This window comes from Tardiphaga sp. 862_B3_N4_1 (genome assembly GCF_051811085.1).
Taxonomy (GTDB): domain Bacteria; phylum Pseudomonadota; class Alphaproteobacteria; order Rhizobiales; family Xanthobacteraceae; genus Tardiphaga; species Tardiphaga robiniae.
Window position 1 is genome coordinate 3,451,369 of sequence record NZ_JBPWQB010000001.1, and the last position, 23,485, is coordinate 3,474,853.

Consider the following 23,485-nt stretch of genomic DNA (forward strand, 5'->3'; position numbering starts at 1 on the left):
GCCCTACTCCGCCGCCTCGGCGTTCACTTCCGCCGATACCTGACGGATCGCGCGCGCGAGCTTCTCCGCATCCTGCGCGCCAGAGACGGCATATTTGCCGGCGAACACGAAAGTCGGCACGCCGGAGATGCCTTTGTCCGCGGCTTCCTTGGCGTTGCCGGAAATCAGTTCGACATCCTCGTCGGTGGCGAGGCGCTTGCGGATATCGTCCGCATCGAGCCCGACATCGGCTGCGGCCTGCACCAGCGTCTCGCTTTGCGTGAGATCGCCGCCATCGCGGAAATACAATTCCATCAGACGCTGCTTGACCTCGGCCGACTTGCCGGAGGCTTCGGCCCAATGGATCAGCCGGTGGCAATCGATGGTGTTCGGCTGGCGCTTCACGCTGTCCGGCCGGTAGGTCAGGCCCTCCTGCTCGGCCGCATCGACGACACGGCCGGCAATGCCTTTGTAGGCTTCGACCGAACCGAATTTGGTCTCCAGATAGGTCGAGCGATCGATGCCCTCGCGCGGGATCCACGGATTAAGGAAGAACGGCCGCCAATTGACATGCACCGGCACGTCGGGGACCAACGCCAGCGCATTCTCGATGCGGCGCTTGCCGATATAGCACCACGGGCACACGACGTCGGAGACGATATCGATCTGAAGCGGCTTGATGGTGCTCATGGGCGGGCTCCCTGTATTTGTTCCGCCCACAAATAGGCGTCGTGGACATCGCGGACAAGGCCGTTAGTTCCCGTTTGAAGCGATCTCCCGGAGCCTGTTCGCCGTGACGTCATCCGCCGGAAAGAACGTCTCGATGGCGATTTCCGACAGGGTGATATCCAGCGGCGTACCGAAGGTCATGGTCGTCGACATGAAGCTCAGCACATCGTCGCCGAGCTTCATCCGGAACGGCACCACAACGCTGTCAGCCGCGATCGGCGCCGACCGCGCCGGTACCGGATAGGTCTTCAATTCCTGATACAGTTTGAGCAAGTCAGGATCGGCGGTTGCCTCGCATTGCCGGTGCAGGCGCTCCAGCAGATGCGCGCACCATTCACCAAGATTGACGGTGCGCGGGGCCAACGCCTCCGGATGAAAGCTCAGCCGCAGCACATTGAAGGGCTGCCCGAGCAAGCGCGGCGCGATGCCTTCCAGCAGCGGCATCACCATTCGGTTGGCGGACACGAGATTCCAGTGCCGATCGACCGCCAGCGCCGGACTGGGCTCATGGGCCTTCAGCACGAGGTCAATGGCCTGTCGCGCAGAATTCAGCGCGGGATCGTCCAGCGCACGCTGCGGAAAGGCCGGTGCGAAGCCAGCAGCCACCAGCAAGACATTGCGCTCTCGCAGCGGCACGTCGAGCCGCTCGGCCAGCCGCAACACCATCTCGCGCGACGGCGAGGCGCGGCCGGTCTCCAGGAAACTCAGATGACGCGTGGAAATCTCGGCATCGCCGGCCAGATCCAGCTGGCTCAGGCGGCGGCGCTGCCGCCATTCGCGCAAATGATGGCCGATCCCGGCGGGCCGGGATGTTGCGGAGGACGCTGCAAGCTGTGTGTTCATGGCAAAAAGCTAACACGCGAATTTCGCAGCTTCCATGACCTCACAGGTAATCGATTTGGCTCCGCGGCGCCGTCATGGTCGGGACATCCACAACGACCAACCGAAGGACAACGACCATGATCAATCCCTCTCTCCTGCTCCGCCGCGCCATCCAGATCGACGCTGTCGTCAGCGGCGCCATGGCGCTGCTGCTGACCTTTGCCGCGGCCATGCTGGCGCCGCTGCTGCATCTGCCTGAAGCACTGCTGCTGGAATCCGGCCTGTTTCTGATCGCCTATGCGGCGCTGGTCGGCTGGCTCGGCACCCGCGCGACCATGCCGAAGCTGCTGGTGCTGGTGATCATCGTCGGCAACGCGCTGTGGACGCTGGGCAGCATCGGCCTGCTGTTCTCGGGCGCGGTGACGCCGAACCTGCTCGGCCAGATCTTCGTGGCCGCGCAGGCGATTGCAGTCGGCGTGTTCGCGGAGCTGCAATATATCGGGCTGCGCCGGAGCGCAGCGGCACAGGCGGCTTGATACTTCGAGTAATGGAAGCGCTGGCCGTGCGCTCCCTCTCCCCGCTCTGCGCGGGGAGAGGGTCGGGGTGAGGGGCGAGGCAAATAGCCTCTCCCATGCACCTGCGTCGCAGATCCAAAATCAACCCGAGAAAGACGGATATCGCGTTGGCCGCATACCCCGCCCCTCACCCGCCGCGAAAACGCGGCGACCTCTCCCCGCGCAGAGCGGGGAGAGGTTAAGACAGAGCGGCTCAGGCCTTCTTTGACTTGCCCTTGGTGGTACGGCCCTTGGCCTTGGTCGCTGCGGAGGTCTTCTTCGCGGCGGCCTTGGTCGTTTTGGCTTTGCCCGAAGCCGCTTTGCCCGAAGACTTGGCCTTGGCCTTCGCCTTTTCTTCCTTCTTCAGCGCCTTGCGCTCGGCCTTCTCTTTGGCTTTCAGCTTCTCGGCACGCGCCTCGGCGCGCTTCTTCTTGCGCTTCTTCTCGCAGGAATCGCACTTGCAGCCGATCGGCTTCAGGTACTCCTTGAAATACTCCGTGCCGTAATCGTAGTTGATCTCTTCGCCCGGCTCGATCTTCTTGATCGAGCGGATGATGATCTTCTTCTTCGCCGCATTGACGTCGGACTCGGCGTTCGGCTTGCAGGCGTGGTTGATATAGCGCGCAATGTTCTTGCGGATCGAACCATCGACGGTCCAGCGCTTGCTGATCTGGAACAGATACTTGTTCTCGATCGCGTCGTGCTTCTCGTTCTTCGAATCCAGCAGGGGCCCGAAGTATTGGACGATCTTGACGCCCTTCTTGATCGGCTGGGTGGCGAAAAGACCGAGACCTGTTTTGGAACGGCCGATGCGATATGGCTTAGCGGAAGTCGAGGCGGGCATGGGATGAGGAACTGACGCTGCTGGAGACAAAATGAAGGCTGACCAAGCTGTCTAGCGCGATTCAACCAGCCCTGTCAGCCGCTTCCGTTGAACCTTCCCCAGCTTGTGAGCGTCAAAGCAGCACCTTTCCCGTGCTGGATGCCCTTGAATGCCCCGCCTGCCCGCCCTCGCCGCCGCCCTAACGATCCTGCTTGGCGCCACGTCGCTCGCCGCAGCCGACAATATCGGCAGCCTCTACAGCTCCGTGGCCGACAGGGATTGCCGCGGCGTCTCCAACTTCAAGATCGATGGCGACGACTATGCGCGAGAACAGGTCTGCAAGGGCCCCGCAGGCCTCGTCGTGTTCAAGAACGAAGATGATCTCCGCGAAACCATTTCGGCCGGCACCACGGCTGCGGCCGCCAACAGCGAGCCCGCAGCGTCGCAGGGCTTCGGCCCGTTCAATTCGACGACCAATACCATCGAATGGCGCACCATCGCCGGCAAACCATTCGCCATGATCCAGCGCTGGCACATCGCCGATAACGATGATCCCGAGAAAAATGGCCGGCCAAAATCCAAGCAGATGCTGGTGGTGACGCGGCTGCCGCCGGGCGCCGTCTGTCACGTCGCCTATATCGACGTGACGGCCAATCCGCAGGCCAACGAGCTGGCCCGCAAGGCGGCCGACGAACTTGCCCGCGGCTTCGATTGCAACACGGGCAAGGTCAGCGTGATCGGCACCGACGGCCGCGCCACGGCACTGGCGATGGCATCGCGCTAAGCACTACTGGGGACGCCTCTTTTTCTGTTCTATGAGTTAGGCGCCGGTTTCAATAATGAAAGAGCATGTTGGATATCTTTGAGGGTATGCACCCTGCTAGCGTCGCCATGGAACGTGAGCTCAAGTTGAGTAATCTTCCCAACAGCTGCCTCGATCGCACCCAAATAGGAAGACGCCTTACTTCCTCGTAACGCAATTAAAATCGATACCAATGCGTGATACTGTAAGAACGGTTTTTCAGAACCGACTCTTTCGGCCAGCCAATCCAGCAGATCATAATCGGATTCGACCTGCAGTGCTGCAATGACCATTAGGCGCTTGCCCGGCGACGACGAATTGGAGAATTCGTATCGCGCTGGAAAGAATGCCTGGCCTATAGTGCGCATTTTCGAAACGACAACTTCCATCGCACGCGTTCGATTGTCTCCGGGCAACATTGAGTCCCGTACTCGCTGGTACTCTGCGGCAAGCTTCTCCGCCTGCTCCTTGATCAGTGATATATTGCTATCTGACGGCTCTTAACAACCATGGCACGGCTTAGCTCGCCTGCTGAAGGCGCGGAACTCATTCCGGAATTCTGTTGGGCTTCTTTGGCCGACTGCTCAATTTGTTTATTAATTCTGCGCGAGATCTCGGCCCCGAAGAGCTTCACACTATCCACATCACCAATGAAGTTGGTCAGCTGCCGGCGAAACAGAAATACGCAAGTGACCGCAGCGCTGGGCCAAGCAACCGCTGTCACGAATTCCGTTGCGCCTTTCAAGTAATCGAGAAATGCAGGCTGATGTGATGACGCTGCGTTATAGCTGGCGGATCGCACCAAATCGGCCAGCTTGGCAATAACTTCGGGAGAGGCGTCTAACATGGGTCGATATCCTAGCGCCGCAACAATCAACTTTAAGTTGATTGCCACGACGCTACATTAGCAGCCCTACAGTATCAATGGTCCAAGGAGCCAACTTCAAGATCAATCGCGGGCACTAATATGCCGATAGCGCTCCAACAGCCGCTCGCCCTTCGCCGTGATCTTCCGCGCAGCCGCGATCGTCTTCGGCACCTGCTCGCCCCAGGCATGAGCGGACAGCGCGCGCCGTGTCGGCGCGCCATGGGCATCGGCGAGCGGCGGCAACTTGGCGCGGCCATAGAAGCGCACGGCCCAACTGCCCTTGCGGCGCATGTCGACGGGCGTCATCTCCGACGCCTTCTTCATCACGCCGGGCTTGAGATGCGAACCATCCTTGTTCGCAAAAGCCTTACGGCCGGCTGCGGTCAAACCACCCTTGGGGTCTTTCTCGGCAACCTTGCGCGCTTTTTGGTGGCCTTCTTTTTCGCTGTTTTCTTCTTGGCAGTCTTTTTAGTTGTTTTTTTCTTGGCGATTTTCTTCACCGCCTTTTTGGCTGATTTCTTCGTCGTCTTCTTTGTTGCTGACTTCGCCATGCGCAACAACGCCGCACGGCAAAGAGTTTCGCTACTTCGGCGTCTCCATCGCCCTGGCGACGGTGATCTTCAGCATCTCGACGAACAGCTTCTCTGCGTCGGTGCCATCAGGCAAGCGGCGCAGGATATCAGTGAGGCGGCCATCGAGGGTCAGCATGGTGAAACCATGCACCAGCGACCACGTCCGCGCGATCTGTGCGGCCTGCTCGATGGTCAGCGCATCGGTCGCGACATTGCCCGGATGATGTGCACCGACCACGCTGGCAAGACCGGCGAAGGATGCATTGGCTGCCTCGCGCAGATTCGGCCGCGTCATGTCGAGCCGCTCGGTACGAAACATCAGCTGATACATGCCAGGCTGCGCACGTGCATAAGCGAGATAGGCCTTGGCGCGGGCGAGCGCGCTTTCGAGCGGCGTCGTGCCGCTCGCACCAGCCGCAGTCATTGTGGCGTTGAAGTTGCGAAAACCGATGGCAGCGAGTTCGCTGACGAGGCCGGTGAGATCACCGAAGTGATGTGTCGGAGCCGCATGCGAGACGCCGGCCTCACGGGCGACGGCGCGCAGCGTCAGGCCAGATAGTCCATCGCGCTCCAGCACGATCTCCGCGGCTTTCAGCAGCGCGCCGTGCAAGTCCCCATGATGATAGGGAGATTCGGCGCCGGCGGTTTTTTTGGCCGCGCCCTTCGCTTGCGAATGTCCTGCGACCTTCTTGCGGCGGTCTTGCGGCACGGCGCGCGGTTTCGCGGTCTTGGTCTGCTTCGTCATGGTCATGTTATAGGTCGTCATTTTTACACTGTAAAGATTTTGCTTGACGGGCCGACCGCTCACATCTAGCAATCTAGACACCGTAAAGATAACGGCATGGGAGACGACGATGGCGCTGCTGGACCCGATCGAGGCTGCTCATGACAATCTTGCGCCGATCCCGATGGAGTGCGACGCGCCATTCCTGACAGTCGTCGGCGAATTGCCACGTGAGCTCAACGGCACGCTCTACCGCAACGGCCCCAATCCGCAATTCGAGACCAAAGGCTCGCACTGGTTTGTCGGCGACGGCATGCTGCATGCCTTTCACATCGAGGACGGCCGCGCGAGCTATCGCAATCGCTGGATCCACACGCCGAAATTTCTCGCCGAGCACGATGCCGGCCGCGCGCTCTATCGCGGCTTCGGCCAGAAAATGCCGGATGCCCCCGCTTCACTTGGCAATGACTCAGGCGCGGCCAATACCAACATCGTCTTTCATGCCGGCCGCCTGCTCGCGCTCGAGGAAGGACATCCTCCGACCGAGATCGAGCCAAGCACGCTGAAGACGCTCGGCTACCAGAACTATCGTGGCCGCATCGGCGGGCCGTTCACCGCGCATCCCAAGATCGATCCCGTCACCGGCGAAATGACCTTCTTCGGCTATAACGCCCGCGGAATCTTCAGTCCGACGATCTCGTTCGGCGCGATCGATTCATCCGGCATAGTGACGCGCTTCGAACGTTTCGATGCGCCCTATGCCAGCATGGTGCATGACTTCATCGTCACCGAACGTCATCTGCTGTTTCCGATCCTGCCCATCACCGGCAGCATGGATCGCGCGCGATCGGGCCGCCCGCCCTATGCCTGGGAGCCGGACAAGGGGTCTTACGTCGGCGTGATGAAGCGCGGCGGCAGCGCAGATGATATCAAGTGGTTTCGCGCCGAAGCCTGCTACGTCTTCCATGTGATGAATGCGTGGGACGAAGGCGACCGCATCATCGCCGACGTCATGCAGTCCGAGGAAGCGCCGCTGTTCACGCATCCTGATGGCTCGCCGACAGATCCTGCGAAATCCAATGCGCGACTGTGTCGGTGGATCTTCGATCTGTCAGCCAATACCGATCGCTTCACCCGCACCTATCTCGACGACGTCACCGGCGAATTCCCGCGCATCGACGAGCGCCGCTCCGGCCTCGTCAGCACGCAAGGCTGGTACGCCTGCGATAACCCGGCACCGGGTGCCAGCAAGGCCTTTTCCGGGATCACACATGTCTGGCGTGACGGCGTCAGGCTCGGCCAATACATGCTGCCACTCGGCGACAGCATCTCCGAGCCGGTCTTCGTCGCGCGCGGCAAGGATGCTGCCGAAGGCGATGGCTGGCTGCTCGCTGTGGTGTGGCGCGCCCGGCAGAACCGCAGCGATCTGGCAGTGTTCAACGCCACCGATGTCGCCGCGGGGCCGATCGCTCTTGTCCAGCTCGGTCACCGGGTACCGGCGGGCTTTCACGGCAACTGGGTTGATTCCTTCTAAGCCATTGATCTAATGACAGTTAAAGATCTCGCCTCACATAATTTTGACAGTGTAAAGATTTTTGTTGACGAGCCTGCGAGCAAGGCCTAGAAGAAATCTTGACAACGTAAAGATGGAGCGACGGGAAAACAGCATAGCGCCCTTTCTCATGATCGGCGCGGCTGCCACCGCCTCCTGAAGCACAACGACAAAAGTACTCATTCGACAACAAGCGCGCGGAACCACGCCATGATCAACGTCCTCGCCAAGCTGGCCATCGGCTTCCTTTCCACCATCGCCTTTTTCACGACCTTTGCGGTCGCCGGAGACGTGCTGATCGCGACTGCCGTCGCCATCGCAAGCGCTGCGACACAGTTCGTTCTCGCACGAACCGCATATCGCAGGCCGGACATGATGACCCGGACAGCAAGCTGGGGCAGCCTGGCCCTCGTGCTGGTTGTGACCGGGACCACGCTCGTCGGCATCGAACCATCCGGCGCGGCCGCCACGGCTTCTCATGACGTTTTCACGCCGGTCGGCAATGTCTGCCCGCTCTCACAACAAGACATATGATCGCAGGATAATGAGCAGCGACGCAACGACCTCGTAAGCGAGCCTGCAACTCACCTTCACAACGTCAAGATAGCCCGAACTGGAAACGCCATGGCTTCCTTTCTCATCATCGCCCCGTTCGGTGCTTTCGCCATACTGATGATGGTGTCATCGGTCGCGATCAGCCTCTTCGCCGCAGCCGCGCTGTCGCTCGGCATCGTGGTCTGGGACGTGATCCGCGGCGGCTCGCTGAAGATGCTCGCAGCAGGCTCGGTGCTGATCTTCAGCGCGCTCGGCTGCTACATCACGCTGGTCGACGGCAATTGGAGCGCGGTGGCCGTCCGCCTCGCCGTCGATGTCGGCCTGCTCTCAATCGTGCTGCTGTCGCTGGCGATCCGCCTGCCCTTCACGCTGCAATATGCCCGCGAGATGGTCGACGCCGAAACCTCGAAGCTGCCCGGCTTCATGAAGGCGAACTACATCCTCACCTGGGCCTGGGCCGGCGCATTTGTGCTGATGCTGGTGGCGGACATGCTGATCATCTACATGCCCTCGCTGCCACTGTGGATCGGCTTTGCGGTGGCCTTTGCCGCACGCAACTCTGCCGTTGCCTTTACCAAATGGTACCCACAGTATCGTCGCGCAAAATACGGCGCTGCGAAGCCGGCAGAAGCGCTGAAGCCCTGATCCACTTCGCCTGCAAATCTACGCCTGACCATCTCGACTGCATTGGGAGCACTGCGATGAAGGACGTATTCGCCAAACTTGGCCAGGATTTCTTCTCCACCATCGTCTTCCTGGTGCTCTATCTCGTCACCGGTGACGTCCTTCTGGCGACCTGCGTGGCGATTGCAGGTGCCGTCGCACAGTTCGTCTATGCCCGCGTCAAGGGCTCGAGGCTCGACGTAATGACCTATGCCAGTCTCGCGCTGGTGGTCGTGCTTGGCGGCGCGACGCTGCTGACCAAGGATCCGCGCTTCGTGCTGGCCAAGCCCAGCATTGGACATTTCGCCATCGGCGCGATCATGCTGCGCAAGGGCTGGATGCTGCGCTACCTGCCACCCATCGTCAGCGAGACGATCCCTGAATATGTGACCGCTGCGGGCTATGCCTGGGCTGCGCTGATGTTCGCGCTTGGCGCCGGTGTCATAGCTGTGGCCATGACCGGCGATATGAAGCTGTGGGCGTTCTATGTGTCGGTCGTGGCCATTGGCGCCAAGGTGCTGGCCTTCGCGATCCAGTATGTCGTGTTCCGGGTGATCGTCGGCCGCAAGCTTCGCGCAGCTGCAGCGACGGCGCCGCAGATGGGCGCCTAGTCGCCGGCGTGCAACTGCGAGCTTCGCAGACGGGCCACTCCGACATCCACGGTCAGCGGCGGCGATGCCGCGGGCGCATGAACCGTGTCGCCCTCATATTCAGCCGTGATCCAGCGCGTGCCATCCGCCAGCGCCGAGGTGGTGAACGACGCCGTGCCGGCGCGATCGAGGCCGACATGGGTCGCAAGAACCTGCTCGCCATCGCGAAAGGTGACGGCACCTTTCGGAATGCCAACACCGCCGGCAATCGCGGCCGTCAACGTGACCACCGCTCCAGACGGACAAGGATTCTCGGACGACGACAGCGCCACCGCCGGCGTGACGCGTATGGTTTCCTCCACCACCGCGGATTGGCTCGGCTGCACCACGACAGGCAGATAGTTGGACGTCCCCATATAATCCGCACGGAAGCGATGCGGACCCGGCGGCAGTCGCTGAACCACCAGCGACGGATGGGCCACATCGACCCAGCCAAGCACCATGAGCGTCGTCTCATCGACAAAGCGGACGATGCCGCCCGGGACGCCGCCACCGCGCTCGCTCATCACCGACGCCGTGAGCGTCGTGCGGCCGGTCGCATCGATGGATGATGCCAGCGTGGTGCGGGTCTGTTCGGAGTGGATGATGGATTGGGCGCGGACTGCGGTCGGACTTGCAAGCACACATGCAGTAACAACGACCAGATGAAAATTGTTCACCTGTTACACTCCGGTTTGCCACCCCTGGGATGAGGCGCGTGGCCGGCGAAAAGGTTCAAACACAAAAAACCGGATGCGGAGAGGCCGCATGCCGATGTGAACAATTCGTCACAGATACTGATAAAACATGATTCCGTTGACCGCGCTGGCCGCGGCCAACAACGTCACCACCGTCGCATTCAGCTTCAGAGCATCCAACATGGCGCGGCCTCAAATTCGTCTGCAGTCTGATCGCTATTGGAACAGCGCCGCCTGAGTCGTCACCGCTTTTCTTTTTCCTCCGCATCCTTGCGAGTCACCGGAGAATCGAGTCCCGCGCACAGACCGAAATTCAGCGGGGTTGCTGCAAGCCTGAGTCGCGTTTTGTCGAACCAAATCGCTGGTGCCGCGACACAAAACCATGACCCGAATCGCCATCCTGATCGCCGGCCTCATCACCTCCGGCACCGCCTTTGCGCAACCGTTGACGCCACCACCGGAGCTGCTATCGCAGGAGACACCGGAGTGGTTTGCGAGCGCCCGTGCGTTCGTGCCGCCGGACCGCATGGCCGGTCAGGCGTTTCATGTCGATATGTCCGATCCGCAGGAGCCGGTCGGATATGTCGCGATCTATCCAGCCGGTGCCAACGATCCGAAGACGCCAGCGAGCGCCTTCGATGCCGGTGAGATGCTGGTCGCCAAACTCGCGCGCAGCGACGGCAAGCTGACCACCCTGTCAGCCGAGCTGCGCCCGCGTGACGTCACGCTGAACAGCAACATCCCGCGTGTACTGAGCGCCGCGCATGACGATGCGGAATATCGCCAACTCCACGCCGAATTGCTGAAGACGCGCGGCGCGCTGCCGGATGGCGCCGTTCCCTGCGATATCCATGGCTGGTCGACCGAGCGCGATCCCAACGGATTGAACGTGCGCGCCGGGCCATCGACGAAGGCCAAGGTGCTTGGCACGCTGCCGCCGCCCTACAAATTCAAGAGCAAAGGCGAGAATGTCCCCGATGGTGGGTGGCTGACGGAATTTTCGATCATCGGCTTCAAGGATGGCTGGTTCCTGATCGAAGGCGCAACGCCGCCCGGCAAGGGATATGAGGACGAGAGCAGCTATCCGCGCAATCATCCAAAGCCCTATGGCGGCCGCGGCTGGGTCGCGGCCAGCAAGGTCGGCGCGCAATATGCGAATGGCGACACGCGGATGGGCGGACTGTTCCAAGCGCCGCATGTGGACGCGCAATGGACAGCGGCCAAAGGCGAAGGTGGCAGCGAGATCAGTGCCGATGGCGGCCCCAAGCGCGTTCTCGCCTGCAGCGGCTTCTGGGCGCTGGTGGAAAGCCACGACGGCGTCCGCGGCTGGTGGCGACGGCTATGCTCGAGCCAGGTGACGAATTGCAGTTGAGCTAGAACCAGATTTGCTGTGGCACGCCCAGCGCATCGCGCGGTGCATTGCCTTCCGGCAGACAGCCCACGCAATCGCGCGCGGCCAGCGCCACCGCGCACGCATCGAGCACATCATCCCGCTTTGCGCCGGTGCGCGTGCGCCTGGCAGTGAGCCAGTCGTCAAGGTCGCTGAAGCCATTCGCCAGCAACAGATGACGGCGGAGCGCCAGCCCCTCCTCAGTGTGTTTGGACGGCAGCGGTTGATTGTCGTTCAGGCGGAGAAAGACAAGTTCGGGATGGGCTTCGCGGATATCGAGATCGCGCTGTTCCCGCACGAAGCCGTCGACCTCCATGATCTTCGGTCCGAGATGCCAGAGCTGGCGCGAGACTTTCTTCTGCCCGCGCCTCTCGGCCTGCGCGTTGGCGAGGTCGGGATCGGTGAAGTCCTGCCACAGCCAGCGACGTCCGCCGGAGAATACGCGCGAACCGTGGGGGCTGAGCTTCTTGCGGGCGAGCTGATCGCAGCTCCGCACGCCGTCATCGCCAAGGCCGATGGGAATATCGATCGCCGCACGGGCAAAGCGCTGCGTCGCAAGCCAGGAGATATCGCTGATAAAATAGATGGAGCGCCGGTCGCCGTCGAGTGTGACGGCGACCCAGCCCTGATTGAAACCATCGAGGCCAATGAAGGTCACGACATCCTCTCAGCCGTCATTGCGAGGAGCATCTTGCGACGAAGCAATCCAGTCTTCGCTTGTAGCTTTCTGGATTGCTTCGCTGCGCTCGCAATGACGCCAAGAGGTCGCAGCATCAACCGAGGTTCAATTCCTTGAAGAAGTCGTTGCCCTTGTCATCGATAATGATGAAGGCCGGGAAATCCACGACGTCGATGCGCCAGATCGCTTCCATGCCAAGTTCGGGATATTCGACCACCTCGACCTTCTTGATGCAGTGTTCGGCGAGGTTGGCCGCCGAGCCGCCGATCGAGCCGAGATAGAAGCCGCCATGCTTCTTGCAGGCTTCGCGCACGGCGACGGCGCGGTTGCCCTTGGCAACCATCACCATGGAGCCGCCGGCGGCCTGGAACTGATCGACGAAGGAATCCATGCGGCCGGCCGTGGTCGGGCCGAAGGCGCCGGAGGCATAGCCTTCGGGCGTCTTGGCGGGGCCGGCGTAATAGACCGGGTGGTTCTTGAAGTAATCCGGCAGCGGCTCGCCCTTCTCCAGGCGATCGCGCAGCTTGGCATGCGCCGAGTCGCGCGCGACGATCATGGTGCCGGTCAGCGACAGGCGCGTCTTGGTTGGGTAGTTCGACAGCGTCGCCAGAATGTCCTTCATCGGCTGATTGAGATCGATCTTCACAACCTCGCCGCCGAGCGCCTGCTCCACCTGCGGCAGATACTGCGCCGGGTTATGTTCGAGCTCTTCGAGATAGACGCCGTCTTTGGTGATCTTGCCGAGCACCTGGCGATCCGCCGAGCACGACACGCCGAGCCCGATGGGCAGCGACGCGCCATGACGCGGCAGGCGGATGACGCGGACGTCATGACAGAAATACTTGCCGCCGAACTGCGCGCCGACGCCGGACGACTGCGTCATCTTGAGGATTTCCTGCTCCATCTCCAGATCGCGGAACGCATTGCCGTCCGACGAACCTTGCGTGGGCAGCGCATCGAGGTAACGCGCGGAAGCGAGCTTCACCGTCTTCATGCACAGCTCGGCCGAGGTGCCACCGATGACGATGGCGAGGTGGTAGGGCGGGCACGCGGCGGTGCCCAGCGTCATGATTTTTTCCTTCAGGAAGGCCAGCAGGCGATCCTTCGTCAGAACGGATGGCGTCGCCTGGAACAGAAAACTCTTGTTGGCGGAGCCGCCGCCCTTGGCCATGAACATGAACTTGTAGGCGTCGTCGCCCTCGGCATAGATCTCGCACTGCGCCGGCATGTTGTTGGCGGTGTTCTTCTCTTCATACATGGTCAGCGGCGCGACCTGCGAATAGCGCAGGTTGCGGCGCAGATAGGCGTCGCGGGCGCCTTCCGAGAGTGCCGCCTCATCGTCGCCATCGGTGATGACGTTACAGCCCTTCTTGCCCATGATGATCGCGGTGCCGGTGTCCTGGCACATCGGCAGCACGCCGCCTGCGGCGATGTTCGCATTCTTGAGGAAGTCGAAGGCCACGAACTTGTCATTCGGGCTGGCTTCGCTGTCGTCCAGGATGTTGCGCAGCTGCTGCAGATGGCCGGGGCGCAGATAGTGGTTGATGTCGCCGAACGCGGCCTCCGAGAGCGCCTTCAGCGCATCCCGCGACACCACCAGCATGTCCCTGCCCAGTACCTTCTCGACCCGCACGCCCTCGGTGGTGACCTTCTTGTAGGGGGTGGTGTCCGCGCCCAGCGGAAACAGCGGGGTGTGCTTGTAGGGCGGGACGGGCTTCGGATCAGGGAAAGCGGTGGGAGCGTTCATGGATGGGGCCTCAAAAAGGGAGGGGATTTGAGGCCCTTGTAGGCGGTTTCCGGACAGTTTTGAAGGGTTCAAAACAGGGGGACAGGCCCGCAATCGCGGGGATAATCCCCCGTTCCAGCAGTAACCGGCTGCGCCCGCCGCGCCTTGCATAAAGTGGCGTCCCGCGTTTCAGTGCGGCCGGGGATTGAGGAGAATCTGGAATGTCCATCGACCGCCTGCGCGGCATTTTTTCGGCTGTGGCGCTGCTCGCCACCGTAACCCTTGCCGCTTCGCCTGCCCGCGCCGACCGCTGCGATGATCTCGCGCGGCAGCTCAAGAGCCAGATCGACGGGCTCAGCGTCGGGCGCACCGCAGCCAATGTGATCTACCTGTCGCATCCGGCGGCCAAACAATTGCGGCTTGGCTGCGCCAGTCGCAATTTCAGCAACGAGCTCTATGCGGCCTCCGCGACCCGCAAGCCGGCGCCGGCTTTCACGGATCTCGTCGCCAGTGCGGCAGCCGTCATCTTCACGATCCCCAAATCGGATACGGTGAAGGGCACCACGCGATGTCTCGGCCGCATGGGGATTTTCCGCGGCGATGACGTCAAGCTCCGCTATCGCCGGCTCGACCTGCGCTGCACCCGCAACAAAACATCGGCGAACATCACGATCTCCCGCGGCAAGGACGAATGAGTATTTCGTTTCAATTGTAGTGAAGTCCTGGACGGCGCGTTTACCACCGTTTCCGATCCGCCCCGATTGCTGCAAATTGCAGCGCCTGATTTACCAACTCCTTGTTGGCGCACACCCCATTGTCCGACTGCAAGAGTTGTGAAACAGGGAATTTGTAATGAGCGTTTCAAGCGTGAGCAGCGCACCACCGGTCGCAGAGGTAAAGCCGATCGAGGCAAAGCCGCCGGAGCCGAAGAAGAACGACGACAACGACAGCCGCACCGCGCCGCCCCCACCGCGCGCAGCACTGCCGCCCGGCCAGGGCACCCGGATCGATCAGCTCGCTTAACTCAGCACCGTCGGACAGAGACCAGCCGCCGGTCGCGTTGACGCGAGGCCTGCCCCATCACTGCCGCGAATCTGGTATCGGATGCGGGCCGAAGGAGGCCCGACATGATCGCTCGCCTCGTGATACGTACGCTGGTCTGGTTCGGCGTGATCGGCGCCGTTTTGTTCACCGCCGCCGGGACCTGGCAATGGCCGGCGGCGTGGTCATTTCTGCTCTTCATGATCCTGCTCGGCCTTGGCGGCGGCCTATGGCTGATCCAGATCGATCCCGCACTGTTTGAAGAACGCATGCGCCCCATGGTACAGCAGGGGCAGCCCACAGCGGACCGCGTCTTCATGGTGGCGTTCTTTACCGTAGCACTGGTCTGGCTGATCGTTGCGGGGCTGGATCAGCGCTTCGGTCTTTCGCAAATGACCGTTGGCGTCCAGGTCGCGGGTACGGCACTCGCACTCACGGGAATGGCAATCTCATTCTGGGTACTGCGCGAAAACAGTTTCGCCGCACCGGTCATCAAGCTTCAACGCGACCGCGGCCAGCACGTCATCGATACCGGTCCGTATCATCTCGTGCGTCATCCCATGTATAGCGGCGCTATCCTGTTTTTCCTCGGCACATCCCTCTGGCTTGGCTCGTGGTGGAGTGCCGCGCTGACGCTGATCCTGGCCGTGCTGCTCGCATGGCGCACGACGGCCGAAGAGCGTACGTTGAGGGACGGTCTCCCCGGTTACACCGACTATACGACGCGCGTCCGCTATCGTCTGTGTCCGGGGCTCTGGTAACCTCGCCACGCGAGCTGCACGGCGCTATTTGTCCAGCGCCTTGTAGTGCCGGAAGATGCCGTCCTTGTTGAAGGCAATGCGGCGGTCGCTGTCGAGATAGGCCTTGATGTTCGGGCGAGCCGCCACGCGGTCATGCAAATCGATCAGGCACGGAATCTCCCGCTCGAATTTTTTCATGCGTTTCGGAAATGCGTAGCGCAGTCCTTCAACGATCTGGAACAGTGACAGGTCGACATAGGTCGCCTTGCGGCCGGTGACATAGGCGCCGTCGCTGGCTTTTAATATCCGCTCGAAATAGCCGAGATATTTCGGCACGCGCTCTTTCAGGAATTCAGCGCTGCGCTTTTTGGCCGGGCCTTTCTGATCCTCGTAATAGAGCGATACGCCGATCGGGTGATGGGTGTCATGCACCTCGGCGACGAAATCGGTGATGGTCAGTTGCAGCTCATCCAGTTGCAGGCGCGCCGCTTCCGACTTCGGCGCCAGACCGTGACGTGGGCCGAGATAGAACAAGATGTTGGCAGTCTGGCCGATCACCATATTGCCCGCCTTGAGGAATGGCGGTGCAAATGGCGGAATGCCTTTCTTGCCGTCGAGCATCCTCGTCATTGCGGCCATGCCGCCCTTGCCACGCGCCATATCGCGGTAGTCCGCGCCGGCATCTTCGAGCGCCAGGCGCACGAATTCGCCGCGGCCCTGGATCGTCGGCCAGTAATACAGCTCATATCGCATGCGGAACCTCGCCAAATGTCGCGTCAGGGGTGCCAGGGTAACTGCTCACCGCGGAATTCGTTCGCCGCGCTGGTCCGGCGAGAACTCCGCACCGTCGTCCAGCTACCGCCGCAAAACGCGCCACGGCCGGGACAGGCCCGGCCATGGCGGAGTGTGTTGCTGCTCGTCTATCGCAATAGAACTCAATTCGACGCGAAGCAGTACAACAGCCCGTCACCGCCGGTGCTCTTCAGGTCGTTCTGCGAGCAGCCGCCATCAGGGCCGCGCGATGGATGCGACGTGTTCCATGACTTCGCCGGCGGCTCTTCGTTCAACCCCGTACGATCGATATGGCCGACCATGGCCGCCCCCTGCGTGCTGCTCGTCCAGTTCTTGCAGGTGCGATCTTCACCAGCGGCAAAGGCTGTGCCGTCGGCCTGCGAGCCGGTCAGCACGTCATGGCGATTCGGCGTATCGCCGCGGCCATTGATGACCTCGCCCTTCTCGCTGAGCGAGGTCTGCTTGGAGAGGTTGTTGCTGGCGCCATGCAGATCGGCGACATCCTTGGCGACGACGACGCCCTTGGCATTCTTCCACGGCCCGTTGCCGATGCGATCTTTCGCATTGATCGCGGGCTTGCCATCGGCGGCCTGCGTCGAGAGATAAGCGCGCCATGTCTTGGCGCCCGCGCCTGCAGCCTGTGCCAGCGTCTGGCAGTGATTGTCAGCACCGGCGAGGCCACCGAGATTGCCGCCATTGCCGATGCCGTTGCTGGTGACGAAGAAGCTGGTATCCGCGCCCTGCGCGAATGATGGCGACGTTGCTGCGAGCGAGACGGCGACCGCACCGGCGCATAGGCCGAGACGGGTCATGGTCGAGAGAATAATGGGCATCGATTCCTCCAATTTGTTTTTGTAGCCACACAACGCCAGTCGCGATGGGACGCAACTGACCAACACGTCATCCGGCGGATTATTCCCGCTCTCTTATTGAGATCATCGCTTGGCAATGCACACGCATGAGGCCAACAAAAAGCGCCGCGGAATGATCCGCGGCGCTTGTCCGATTTCGATGACGCAAAGCTTACGCCTGCTGAATCGCCGACAGTTCCCAATCGGCGCCGCGCGGGCGCACGAAGGTCCAGATCTCGGTCGCTTCGATCGGCGTTTCACTACCAGCCACCAAGCGATTAGTGCCGCGCTCCAGCGTCTTGTCGACCAGCGAGAAGCGCATTGCGACGCTCGCATAGTCGGTGTCGCCTTCGCGCCAGGCTTCCGCCAGGTCGCCCTGCAGCAGCTTCACATCCGACACCTTGTTGATGTCGTTGCGGGCCTTGTTCTCGGCGAGGTCCTTGGCGAAGTACGACACCATTTCCGGCGTCGACAGCTTGCCGAGCTTCTCGACATCTTCGTTAGACCAAGCGGCCTGCACGTCGCTGAGCAGCTTCTCGAAAGCTTCGTAATCCTGCGGCACGATCTCGATCGGCTTGTCATTGTTCGAGCCGCCGAAACCGAAGCCACCGAGACCACTGCGCTGGGTCGGCTGTGCGCCATAACCCTGCTGCGCCTGGTTCATGTGTGCCTGGTTCTGGTCGGGACCATTGGCCGGGCCGGTATAGGCCGAGCTGGCCGGACCGGCATAGGCCGACGCCGTCTGGTTGCGACGCTGCCACCAGGACATTGCGAGGCGGACGACGATGATGATCAGGCCGACCTGCAGCAGCAGGCCGATGATCGAGGAGATGCCGCCGAGGCCGCTGAACAAGCCACCGCCGAACAGCATGCCGAGCAGGCCTGCACCGAGGAAGCCGGCAGCAAGGCCGCCGAGCATGCCCATGCCCGGACGGTTGAAGAAACCGCCCTTGCTGGCTGCGCCCGTGGTCGCGCTGTTCATGCCGGGCGAACCCGGCTGCTGCATGGTGCGGTTGAACGGCTGAGCCGCGTTAGGCGCCGTCGACGTGCTCGGCGGCGCCGAGAACGTGCGGTTGCCGCGCGAGCCCGAGCTGCTGCCACCGCCAACGCGGGCGTCGGCAGAGGAGATTGCAATTGTGAGCGGCATCGCCAGCGAAAGGACGACGGCCATCGTCTTGACGACGCCGCGCATGCTGAACGTGAAAGTCATGGTCATTCCCTCAATCCCCGGCAGGGGGAAAACACCCCTAACATGGCTACCCCAGCCTAAAAGGGAAGCACCGTTCGAGGGTAAACGCTGCGGCCCTCGGTCGCGGCTCGTCATTGAACCTTTGGCGCAAGAGTCATCTTGCTTTCAAACACTTATGCTGCATTGCGGGGTGAATGCGCATTAGAAGCCAGGATGGTATTGCCAGCGGCGCTCCGTTAATTCGGCGCCATGGTTTCCTTGACCTTGGCGATCAGCGCGCTCAGGGCGAACGGCTTGGCCAGGAAGGCGAATTGCTGGTTTTCCGGCAGGCTCTTTTCGAAGGCTTCCTCGGCGTAACCTGACACGAAGATGATGCGAATATCCGCATTGCGGGCGCGCATCTCCTTCAGCAGCGTAGGTCCGTCCATCTCCGGCATCACCACGTCGGAGACCACGAGATCGATGACGCCGTTCTGCTCGTCGAACAGCTCCATCGCTTCGACGCCGTTGCCGGCTTCGACCACCGTGTAACCGCGCGAGCGCAGACCGCGAGCATTCAGCGCGCGCAGGCCTTCTTCGTCCTCGACCAGCAGGATGGTGCCCTGCCCGGTCAGATCCGCACGTGGCTTGGCGTCGGCAGCGGCTTCCTTGGCGGCGACGGCGGCCGCAATCGCCGGATCGGGAGCGACTTCCTTTTCCTGATGATGGCGCGGCAGGAAGATGCGGAACGTGGTGCCTTTGCCCGGCTCGGAGTCGACATAAACGAAACCGCCGGTCTGTTTGACGATGCCGTAGACCGTGGAGAGGCCGAGGCCAGTGCCTTTGCCGACATCCTTGGTGGAGAAGAACGGTTCGAAGATCTTCTCGACGATGTCGGCGGGAATGCCGGTGCCGGTATCGCTGACATCGATGCGCACATAGTCCGATGGCGGCATACCCTTATAGGACAGCCGCCCGGCTTCCTCGGCCGAGACATTGACGGTGCGCACAGTCAACGCGCCGCCGTCCGGCATCGCGTCGCGCGCATTGACCGCGAGATTCACGATCACCTGCTCGAATTGCGAGATGTCGACCTTCACCGGCCACAGATCGCGGCCATGCACTACTTCGAGTTTGACCTTCTCGCCAATCAGGCGCTTCAGCAGCAGATCGATATCCGAGAGCGCATCGCCAAGATTGAGCACCGTCGGGCGCAGCGTCTGGCGGCGCGAGAATGCGAGCAACTGGCGCACCAGCGTCGCCGCACGCGTCGCGTTCTGCTTGATCTGCATGATGTCCTGGAACGACGGATCTGTCGGCTTGTGCGCGTTCAGCAGGAAGTCGTTGGCCATCATGATGGCGGAAAGCACGTTGTTGAAATCGTGCGCAATGCCGCCGGCCAGCTGGCCGATGGTGTCCATCTTCTGCGCCTGGTTGACCTGATTCTCGAGCGTGCGGCGCTCGGTGGTCTCCAGCATGTAGACGATGGCGGCTTCGGTCTCGCGCTCGTTCTCCTCCACGGCGGTGACGAAGAACTGTCCCCAGCGTTCCTTGGCGCCTTCCAGGAGCGCTTCCACCGGCGGGATATCGCCCTGCCCCTGGGCGGCGTGGCCGATGGCCGCGACGAGCTGGTTGCGGTCGCGGTCGCTGACGGCGGCGAGGATCGACTTGTTGACGGCGCCGGATGTGTTGAGGCTCTGCGCCAGTTTGGCGAAACGGGCATTGCCGCGCACCACGGTGCCGTCGCGGTCCACCGTCGCGATCGCCATCGGCGTATGGTCGAAGAAGCGCATGAAGCGCACTTCGGCGGCGCGTTGCGGATCCGAGCGCTCGTCGCGCGCGCGGCTGATGACGAGGGTGCGCGACGCACCCGGCACCCCATCGGCGCCGAAAGCGAGCTTATGATAGAGCCGCACCGGCATGGTCTTGCCGTTGCGCATGCGCAGGTCGATGTCGAAGACTTCGGTTTTGACCTCGCCGGGCATCGGCACGATCGACGTCAGCAACGAGGCGCCGTCGCCAGAGACGATGTCCGTGAGCTTCAGACCGCCGGAGCCGATCTCGGCAAGATCGTGATCGAGCCAGTTCGCCAGTGTGGCGTTGACATAGACCAGCTCGCCCTTTGGATTGACCGAGAAGAAACCGCACGGCGCGTGATCGAGATATTCGATGGCGTGCTGCAATTCCTGGAACACGTCTTCCTGACGCTGGCGATCGCGGGAGATATCGGCCACCGACCACACCGTGGATTTGGCTTCGCGCTTACCCTCACCCAGTGGACGCACGCGCATGCGCAGCCAGCGGCCGTGGCTGCCGTCGGGCGCTGCGACACGGACCTCCTCCTGCTGACGCTTGCCCTCGCGGGCAGCCTTGAGCAGGCGGAAGACGGCTTCGGAGACATCGGGATTTCCGATGAAGACGCGCTCGACCGGTCGCGCATCCTGCGCGGAGGCCGCGCCGGTCAATGTGAGATAGGCAGCATTGGCATAGACCACATGGCCCCGCGCATCGGTGACCGCGATACCGTCAAAGGCGTGATCGGCCACGGTGCGCATGATCGGATCGTCGGAGGTGCGATCGGCAAAGCGTACAATACCGGCGGCAAAGGCGAACAAAACGAACAGGCCGACCATCGCCAGCAGCGCCAACAGGCCCAGAATATAAGGCTGCGCCTGGGCGCGGCCGAGAGTCATGAATGCCACGGCGCAGGCGATGATCGCCGCGGCAATCAGCAGCACCAGCACGATGCTGCCGCTGCGCCGGGCCGGCTCGTGCAGAACCGGATTCTGCGCCGTCATCGATTGGCGATCGTGGTCGGTCTCGGCAGTCATCGGACGGTTCGTCGCCTGTTGGCAGTTGCGGCAGCGCGGGTTTGCGCGCCTCCTGAGTGCATCAATCGGCTGGCCTTACGCAAGCGCCGCGTCGGCCTATTCGCTTCCAATCCGCCGATTCGCAACACGTTCCCGGCCCCTTGCCCGGCCCTTCCCCGAATCATGACGGGCGCCCGGACAGGCCGCGCTTCAGGCCCATGACGTAGCCAATGACTTCGGCCACCGCATGGTAGTGTTCGCCCGGAATTTCCTCGTCGATCTCGACGGTGGCGTAAAGCGCGCGCGCCAGCGGCACGTTCTCGACGATCGGAATGTCGTGCTTGCCGGCAACTTCCCTGATCTTCAGCGCGATGTTGTCGACGCCCTTGGCGACGCAGATCGGCGCGGTCATGCCGCGCTCATAGGACAGCGCTACGGCGTAGTGCGTCGGGTTGGTGATGATCACCGACGCCTTCGGCACCGCTGCCATCATGCGCTTCTTCATGTTCTGCTGACGCAGCTGCTTGATCTTGCCCTTGATGTGGGGGTCGCCCTCGGACAGCTTGTATTCTTCCTTCACTTCCTGCAGCGACATCTTCAGCTTCTCGTACCAGGTGCGGTACTGGAAGAAGAAGTCGGCAATGGCGACGAAGGCGAGCATCGCCACCACCGAACCCATCAGCTGCAGTGTCAGCGATGTGGTGATGCCGAGGATCGCCGACGGATCGATATGGATCAGCGCATCCAGACGAAAACGCTCGGGCCACAGCACCGCGCACATCACGGTGCCGAGCAGGACGAGCTTGAACAGCCCCTTCAGAAAATTGGCCAGCGCCTGCTTGCCGAAGACGCGCTTGGCGCCTTCCATCGGCGACAGCTTGCTGAACTTGGGCACCAGACCTTCGGTGGAGAACACCAGCCGGTGCTGGATCAGATTGCCCGCGAGCGCGGCGATCACGAGAAACAGGATCGGCATGCCCATGGTGGACAAGATGGACATGCAGAGGCTCTTGGCCAGCAGCAATAGTCCGGGCCCGTCCGTCCGTATCATCCAGGAATTTTGCAGAAGGTTTTTAAGCGGCGTTTGCAGGCCGCCGCCGACCGAGCCGTTGAAGGTCGACAAGACCAGCGTCGCGCCCGCCAGCAGGAACCAGGTATTGACCTCCTGGCTTTTGGCTACGTCGCCGCGTTCGTGGGCATCGTCGAGCTTTTTTTGCGTGGGGTCATGTGTCTTCTCGGAATCGTCGTCGGCCATCCGCGCGCCCCTATATCCGCGGCATCATTTGTTGCATGACGCCGGTGACGTATTCGAGGTAGGTCCCCATCATGGTCGCGAGCACGACGGCGAAGATCAGGAATCCGATCATGATCGAAAGCGGTACACCGACGAAATAGACCTGCATCTGCGGCATCAGCCGTGCCAGCACGCCAAGCCCCATGTTGAAGACGAGGCCGAACACCAGGAAAGGCGCAGCAAGCTGCGTGCCGATCTTGAAGGCCGCCGCGAAGGCATTGGTCGCGAGCTTCGCCACATCGCCCGTCGACATGATCTCGCCGGGCGCGAAAATCTTGTAGCTGTCATTGATGGCGGCGATCACGAGGTGATGCGTATCGGTGGCGAACAGCATCGTGATGCCGAGCATCGTGAGAAAATTGCCGATCAGCACGCCCTGCTGACCCTGCGTCGGATCCACCGAGGTGACGAAGCCGAGACCGAGTTGCTGCGCGATGATCGATCCGGCGACCTGTAGCGCCGACAGCGTGACGCGCGCGGTGGCGCCGAGCACGACACCGATGATGATCTCATGCACCAGCAGAACCAGCATCGGCACGATCGATCCCATATCGACGTTATAAGCGCCGCGATGCGCCGGCAGCATGAGAAGGGTCAGTCCCAATGCGATCGACAGCTTGGCCCGTGCGGGAATGTTGGTTTCGCCAAAGCCCGGCATCAACATCACCATCGTACCGATGCGGGCGAAGGCCAGCATGAAGGCAGCGGCGAGAGCGGGCAGAAGCGAGACATCGATGCGCATACGGGATTGTGCATCACCCCCCGATGATTCGCGACGATATCCGCAACATGTAGCTCGACAATGCGTCCCCCATGAACGGGAGCGTCAGCATCATGGTGGCAAAGACCGCGAGAATCTTCGGCACGAAGACCAGCGACTGTTCCTGGATCTGGGTCAGCGCCTGCACCAGCGACACGACGACGCCAACCAGGAGGCCCACGACCATCAGCGGACCGGACACGATCACAATCGTCCAGATCGCATCACGGGCAACGTCGAGAGTTTCGGGGCCGGTCATTGCAG

The 23,485-nt window shown here is 61.9% G+C and carries 29 protein-coding genes; 11 read left to right on the forward strand and 18 right to left on the reverse strand.

All coding sequences use genetic code 11. From position 1 onward, the window contains the following. Positions 1-3: 3 nt before the first annotated feature. Together AB8B02_RS16450 and AB8B02_RS16455 are read right to left on the reverse strand one after the other, a co-directional pair. The gene (locus AB8B02_RS16450) at positions 4-669 is read right to left on the reverse strand and encodes a DsbA family oxidoreductase (protein WP_175366536.1); all 666 of its coding nucleotides are present in this window, start codon (positions 667-669) and stop codon (positions 4-6) included. A gap of 63 nt (positions 670-732) precedes the next feature. Then, positions 733-1,551, reverse strand: a complete 819-nt coding sequence (locus tag AB8B02_RS16455) for a helix-turn-helix domain-containing protein (RefSeq protein WP_439064465.1) — start codon at positions 1,549-1,551, stop codon at positions 733-735. A 116-nt stretch (positions 1,552-1,667) separates the two neighbouring features. Between AB8B02_RS16455 and AB8B02_RS16460 the strand changes: the two genes are divergently transcribed. Further along, positions 1,668-2,066 (forward strand): hypothetical protein, encoded by a 399-nt coding sequence (locus AB8B02_RS16460; protein ID WP_439064466.1) that lies wholly within the window; start codon positions 1,668-1,670, stop codon positions 2,064-2,066. 232 nt (positions 2,067-2,298) lie between these two features. Here the strand turns inward: AB8B02_RS16460 and AB8B02_RS16465 are convergent, their stop codons facing one another. Continuing rightward, positions 2,299-2,928, reverse strand: a complete 630-nt coding sequence (locus AB8B02_RS16465; protein ID WP_439064467.1) for an SET domain-containing protein — start codon at positions 2,926-2,928, stop codon at positions 2,299-2,301. 148 nt (positions 2,929-3,076) lie between these two features. Between AB8B02_RS16465 and AB8B02_RS16470 the strand changes: the two genes are divergently transcribed. Continuing rightward, positions 3,077-3,691 carry a hypothetical protein gene (locus AB8B02_RS16470; protein ID WP_439064468.1) on the forward strand — a complete coding sequence of 205 codons (615 nt, stop codon included), beginning with the start codon at positions 3,077-3,079 and terminating at the stop codon, positions 3,689-3,691. A 29-nt stretch (positions 3,692-3,720) separates the two neighbouring features. On the opposite strand, the gene AB8B02_RS16475 is transcribed toward AB8B02_RS16470, so the two are convergent. From AB8B02_RS16475 to AB8B02_RS16495, 5 genes are all read right to left on the reverse strand, one after another. Continuing rightward, complete coding sequence (locus AB8B02_RS16475; protein WP_439064469.1) at positions 3,721-4,098, reverse strand: hypothetical protein; 378 nt, start codon at positions 4,096-4,098, stop codon at positions 3,721-3,723. 83 nt (positions 4,099-4,181) lie between these two features. Continuing rightward, a complete protein-coding gene (locus tag AB8B02_RS16480; RefSeq protein WP_439064470.1) occupies positions 4,182-4,556 on the reverse strand; it encodes a hypothetical protein in 375 nt (124 codons plus the stop codon). Between the two features lie 102 nt (positions 4,557-4,658). After that, positions 4,659-4,964 (reverse strand): DUF6321 domain-containing protein, encoded by a 306-nt coding sequence (locus AB8B02_RS16485; protein ID WP_439064471.1) that lies wholly within the window; start codon positions 4,962-4,964, stop codon positions 4,659-4,661. Further along, on the reverse strand, positions 4,961-5,128 hold the full coding sequence (locus AB8B02_RS16490) for a hypothetical protein (RefSeq protein ID WP_439064472.1): 168 nt from the start codon (positions 5,126-5,128) through the stop codon (positions 4,961-4,963). The genes AB8B02_RS16485 and AB8B02_RS16490 overlap by 4 nt, the downstream gene beginning before the upstream one ends. Positions 5,129-5,159: 31 nt before the next feature. Next, positions 5,160-5,900, reverse strand: coding sequence for a TetR/AcrR family transcriptional regulator (locus AB8B02_RS16495; protein ID WP_439064473.1), 741 nt, complete (start codon positions 5,898-5,900; stop codon positions 5,160-5,162). A 103-nt stretch (positions 5,901-6,003) separates the two neighbouring features. Between AB8B02_RS16495 and AB8B02_RS16500 the strand changes: the two genes are divergently transcribed. The 4 genes from AB8B02_RS16500 to AB8B02_RS16515 all read left to right on the forward strand — a co-directional run bounded on the left by AB8B02_RS16500 (position 6,004) and on the right by AB8B02_RS16515 (position 9,254). After that, on the forward strand, positions 6,004-7,407 hold the full coding sequence (locus AB8B02_RS16500) for a carotenoid oxygenase family protein (RefSeq protein ID WP_439064474.1): 1,404 nt from the start codon (positions 6,004-6,006) through the stop codon (positions 7,405-7,407). 228 nt (positions 7,408-7,635) lie between these two features. Beyond that, positions 7,636-7,959: a hypothetical protein gene (locus tag AB8B02_RS16505; RefSeq protein ID WP_439064475.1), complete on the forward strand. Its 324-nt coding sequence runs from the start codon at positions 7,636-7,638 to the stop codon at positions 7,957-7,959. A 90-nt stretch (positions 7,960-8,049) separates the two neighbouring features. Further along, entirely contained in the window at positions 8,050-8,625 is a 576-nt protein-coding gene (locus AB8B02_RS16510) for a hypothetical protein (protein ID WP_439064476.1), read from the forward strand. Between the two features lie 56 nt (positions 8,626-8,681). Next, on the forward strand, positions 8,682-9,254 hold the full coding sequence (locus AB8B02_RS16515; RefSeq protein ID WP_184518720.1) for an inner membrane-spanning protein YciB: 573 nt from the start codon (positions 8,682-8,684) through the stop codon (positions 9,252-9,254). Here AB8B02_RS16515 and AB8B02_RS16520 read toward each other — a convergent pair. Further along, positions 9,251-9,952 carry an Ig-like domain-containing protein gene (locus AB8B02_RS16520; protein ID WP_439064477.1) on the reverse strand — a complete coding sequence of 234 codons (702 nt, stop codon included), beginning with the start codon at positions 9,950-9,952 and terminating at the stop codon, positions 9,251-9,253. The genes AB8B02_RS16515 and AB8B02_RS16520 overlap by 4 nt on opposite strands. Before the next feature lie 127 nt (positions 9,953-10,079). Here AB8B02_RS16520 and AB8B02_RS16525 point away from each other — a divergent pair, with 127 nt between their 5' ends. Then, positions 10,080-10,208: a hypothetical protein gene (locus tag AB8B02_RS16525; RefSeq protein ID WP_283805454.1), complete on the forward strand. Its 129-nt coding sequence runs from the start codon at positions 10,080-10,082 to the stop codon at positions 10,206-10,208. 144 nt (positions 10,209-10,352) lie between these two features. Then, positions 10,353-11,342 (forward strand): SH3 domain-containing protein, encoded by a 990-nt coding sequence (locus AB8B02_RS16530; RefSeq protein ID WP_439064478.1) that lies wholly within the window; start codon positions 10,353-10,355, stop codon positions 11,340-11,342. A 1-nt stretch (position 11,343) separates the two neighbouring features. Here AB8B02_RS16530 and AB8B02_RS16535 read toward each other — a convergent pair whose 3' ends face one another. Both AB8B02_RS16535 and AB8B02_RS16540 read right to left on the reverse strand, forming a co-directional pair. After that, on the reverse strand, positions 11,344-12,018 hold the full coding sequence (locus AB8B02_RS16535) for a DUF429 domain-containing protein (protein WP_439064479.1): 675 nt from the start codon (positions 12,016-12,018) through the stop codon (positions 11,344-11,346). Positions 12,019-12,133: 115 nt separating this feature from the next. Next, positions 12,134-13,786 (reverse strand): fumarate hydratase, encoded by a 1,653-nt coding sequence (locus AB8B02_RS16540; protein WP_439064480.1) that lies wholly within the window; start codon positions 13,784-13,786, stop codon positions 12,134-12,136. A 200-nt stretch (positions 13,787-13,986) separates the two neighbouring features. On the opposite strand from AB8B02_RS16540, the gene AB8B02_RS16545 reads away from it, so the two are divergent. From AB8B02_RS16545 to AB8B02_RS16555, 3 genes are all read left to right on the forward strand, one after another. Continuing rightward, positions 13,987-14,460, forward strand: a complete 474-nt coding sequence (locus AB8B02_RS16545; RefSeq protein WP_439064481.1) for a hypothetical protein — start codon at positions 13,987-13,989, stop codon at positions 14,458-14,460. A 157-nt stretch (positions 14,461-14,617) separates the two neighbouring features. Beyond that, on the forward strand, positions 14,618-14,788 hold the full coding sequence (locus AB8B02_RS16550; RefSeq protein ID WP_170849544.1) for a hypothetical protein: 171 nt from the start codon (positions 14,618-14,620) through the stop codon (positions 14,786-14,788). Positions 14,789-14,892: 104 nt separating this feature from the next. After that, entirely contained in the window at positions 14,893-15,567 is a 675-nt protein-coding gene (locus tag AB8B02_RS16555; protein ID WP_439064482.1) for a methyltransferase family protein, read from the forward strand. Between the two features lie 24 nt (positions 15,568-15,591). Here the strand turns inward: AB8B02_RS16555 and AB8B02_RS16560 are convergent, their stop codons facing one another. The 7 genes from AB8B02_RS16560 to fliQ all read right to left on the reverse strand — a co-directional run bounded on the left by AB8B02_RS16560 (position 15,592) and on the right by fliQ (position 23,480). Then, positions 15,592-16,299: a glutathione S-transferase gene (locus AB8B02_RS16560; RefSeq protein ID WP_439064483.1), complete on the reverse strand. Its 708-nt coding sequence runs from the start codon at positions 16,297-16,299 to the stop codon at positions 15,592-15,594. A gap of 182 nt (positions 16,300-16,481) precedes the next feature. Then, positions 16,482-17,150, reverse strand: a complete 669-nt coding sequence (locus AB8B02_RS16565; protein WP_184519759.1) for a lectin — start codon at positions 17,148-17,150, stop codon at positions 16,482-16,484. A 211-nt stretch (positions 17,151-17,361) separates the two neighbouring features. Continuing rightward, entirely contained in the window at positions 17,362-18,399 is a 1,038-nt protein-coding gene (locus tag AB8B02_RS16570) for a Tim44 domain-containing protein (protein WP_439064665.1), read from the reverse strand. A 215-nt stretch (positions 18,400-18,614) separates the two neighbouring features. Further along, complete coding sequence (cckA, locus tag AB8B02_RS16575) at positions 18,615-21,188, reverse strand: cell cycle histidine kinase CckA (protein WP_439064484.1); 2,574 nt, start codon at positions 21,186-21,188, stop codon at positions 18,615-18,617. Positions 21,189-21,348: 160 nt separating this feature from the next. Next, positions 21,349-22,422: a flagellar biosynthesis protein FlhB gene (gene flhB, locus AB8B02_RS16580; protein WP_439064485.1), complete on the reverse strand. Its 1,074-nt coding sequence runs from the start codon at positions 22,420-22,422 to the stop codon at positions 21,349-21,351. A gap of 10 nt (positions 22,423-22,432) precedes the next feature. After that, positions 22,433-23,203, reverse strand: coding sequence for a flagellar biosynthetic protein FliR (gene fliR / locus AB8B02_RS16585; protein ID WP_068735671.1), 771 nt, complete (start codon positions 23,201-23,203; stop codon positions 22,433-22,435). A 13-nt stretch (positions 23,204-23,216) separates the two neighbouring features. Then, the gene (gene fliQ, locus AB8B02_RS16590) at positions 23,217-23,480 is read right to left on the reverse strand and encodes a flagellar biosynthesis protein FliQ (RefSeq protein WP_068735669.1); all 264 of its coding nucleotides are present in this window, start codon (positions 23,478-23,480) and stop codon (positions 23,217-23,219) included. Positions 23,481-23,485: the final 5 nt, after the last annotated feature.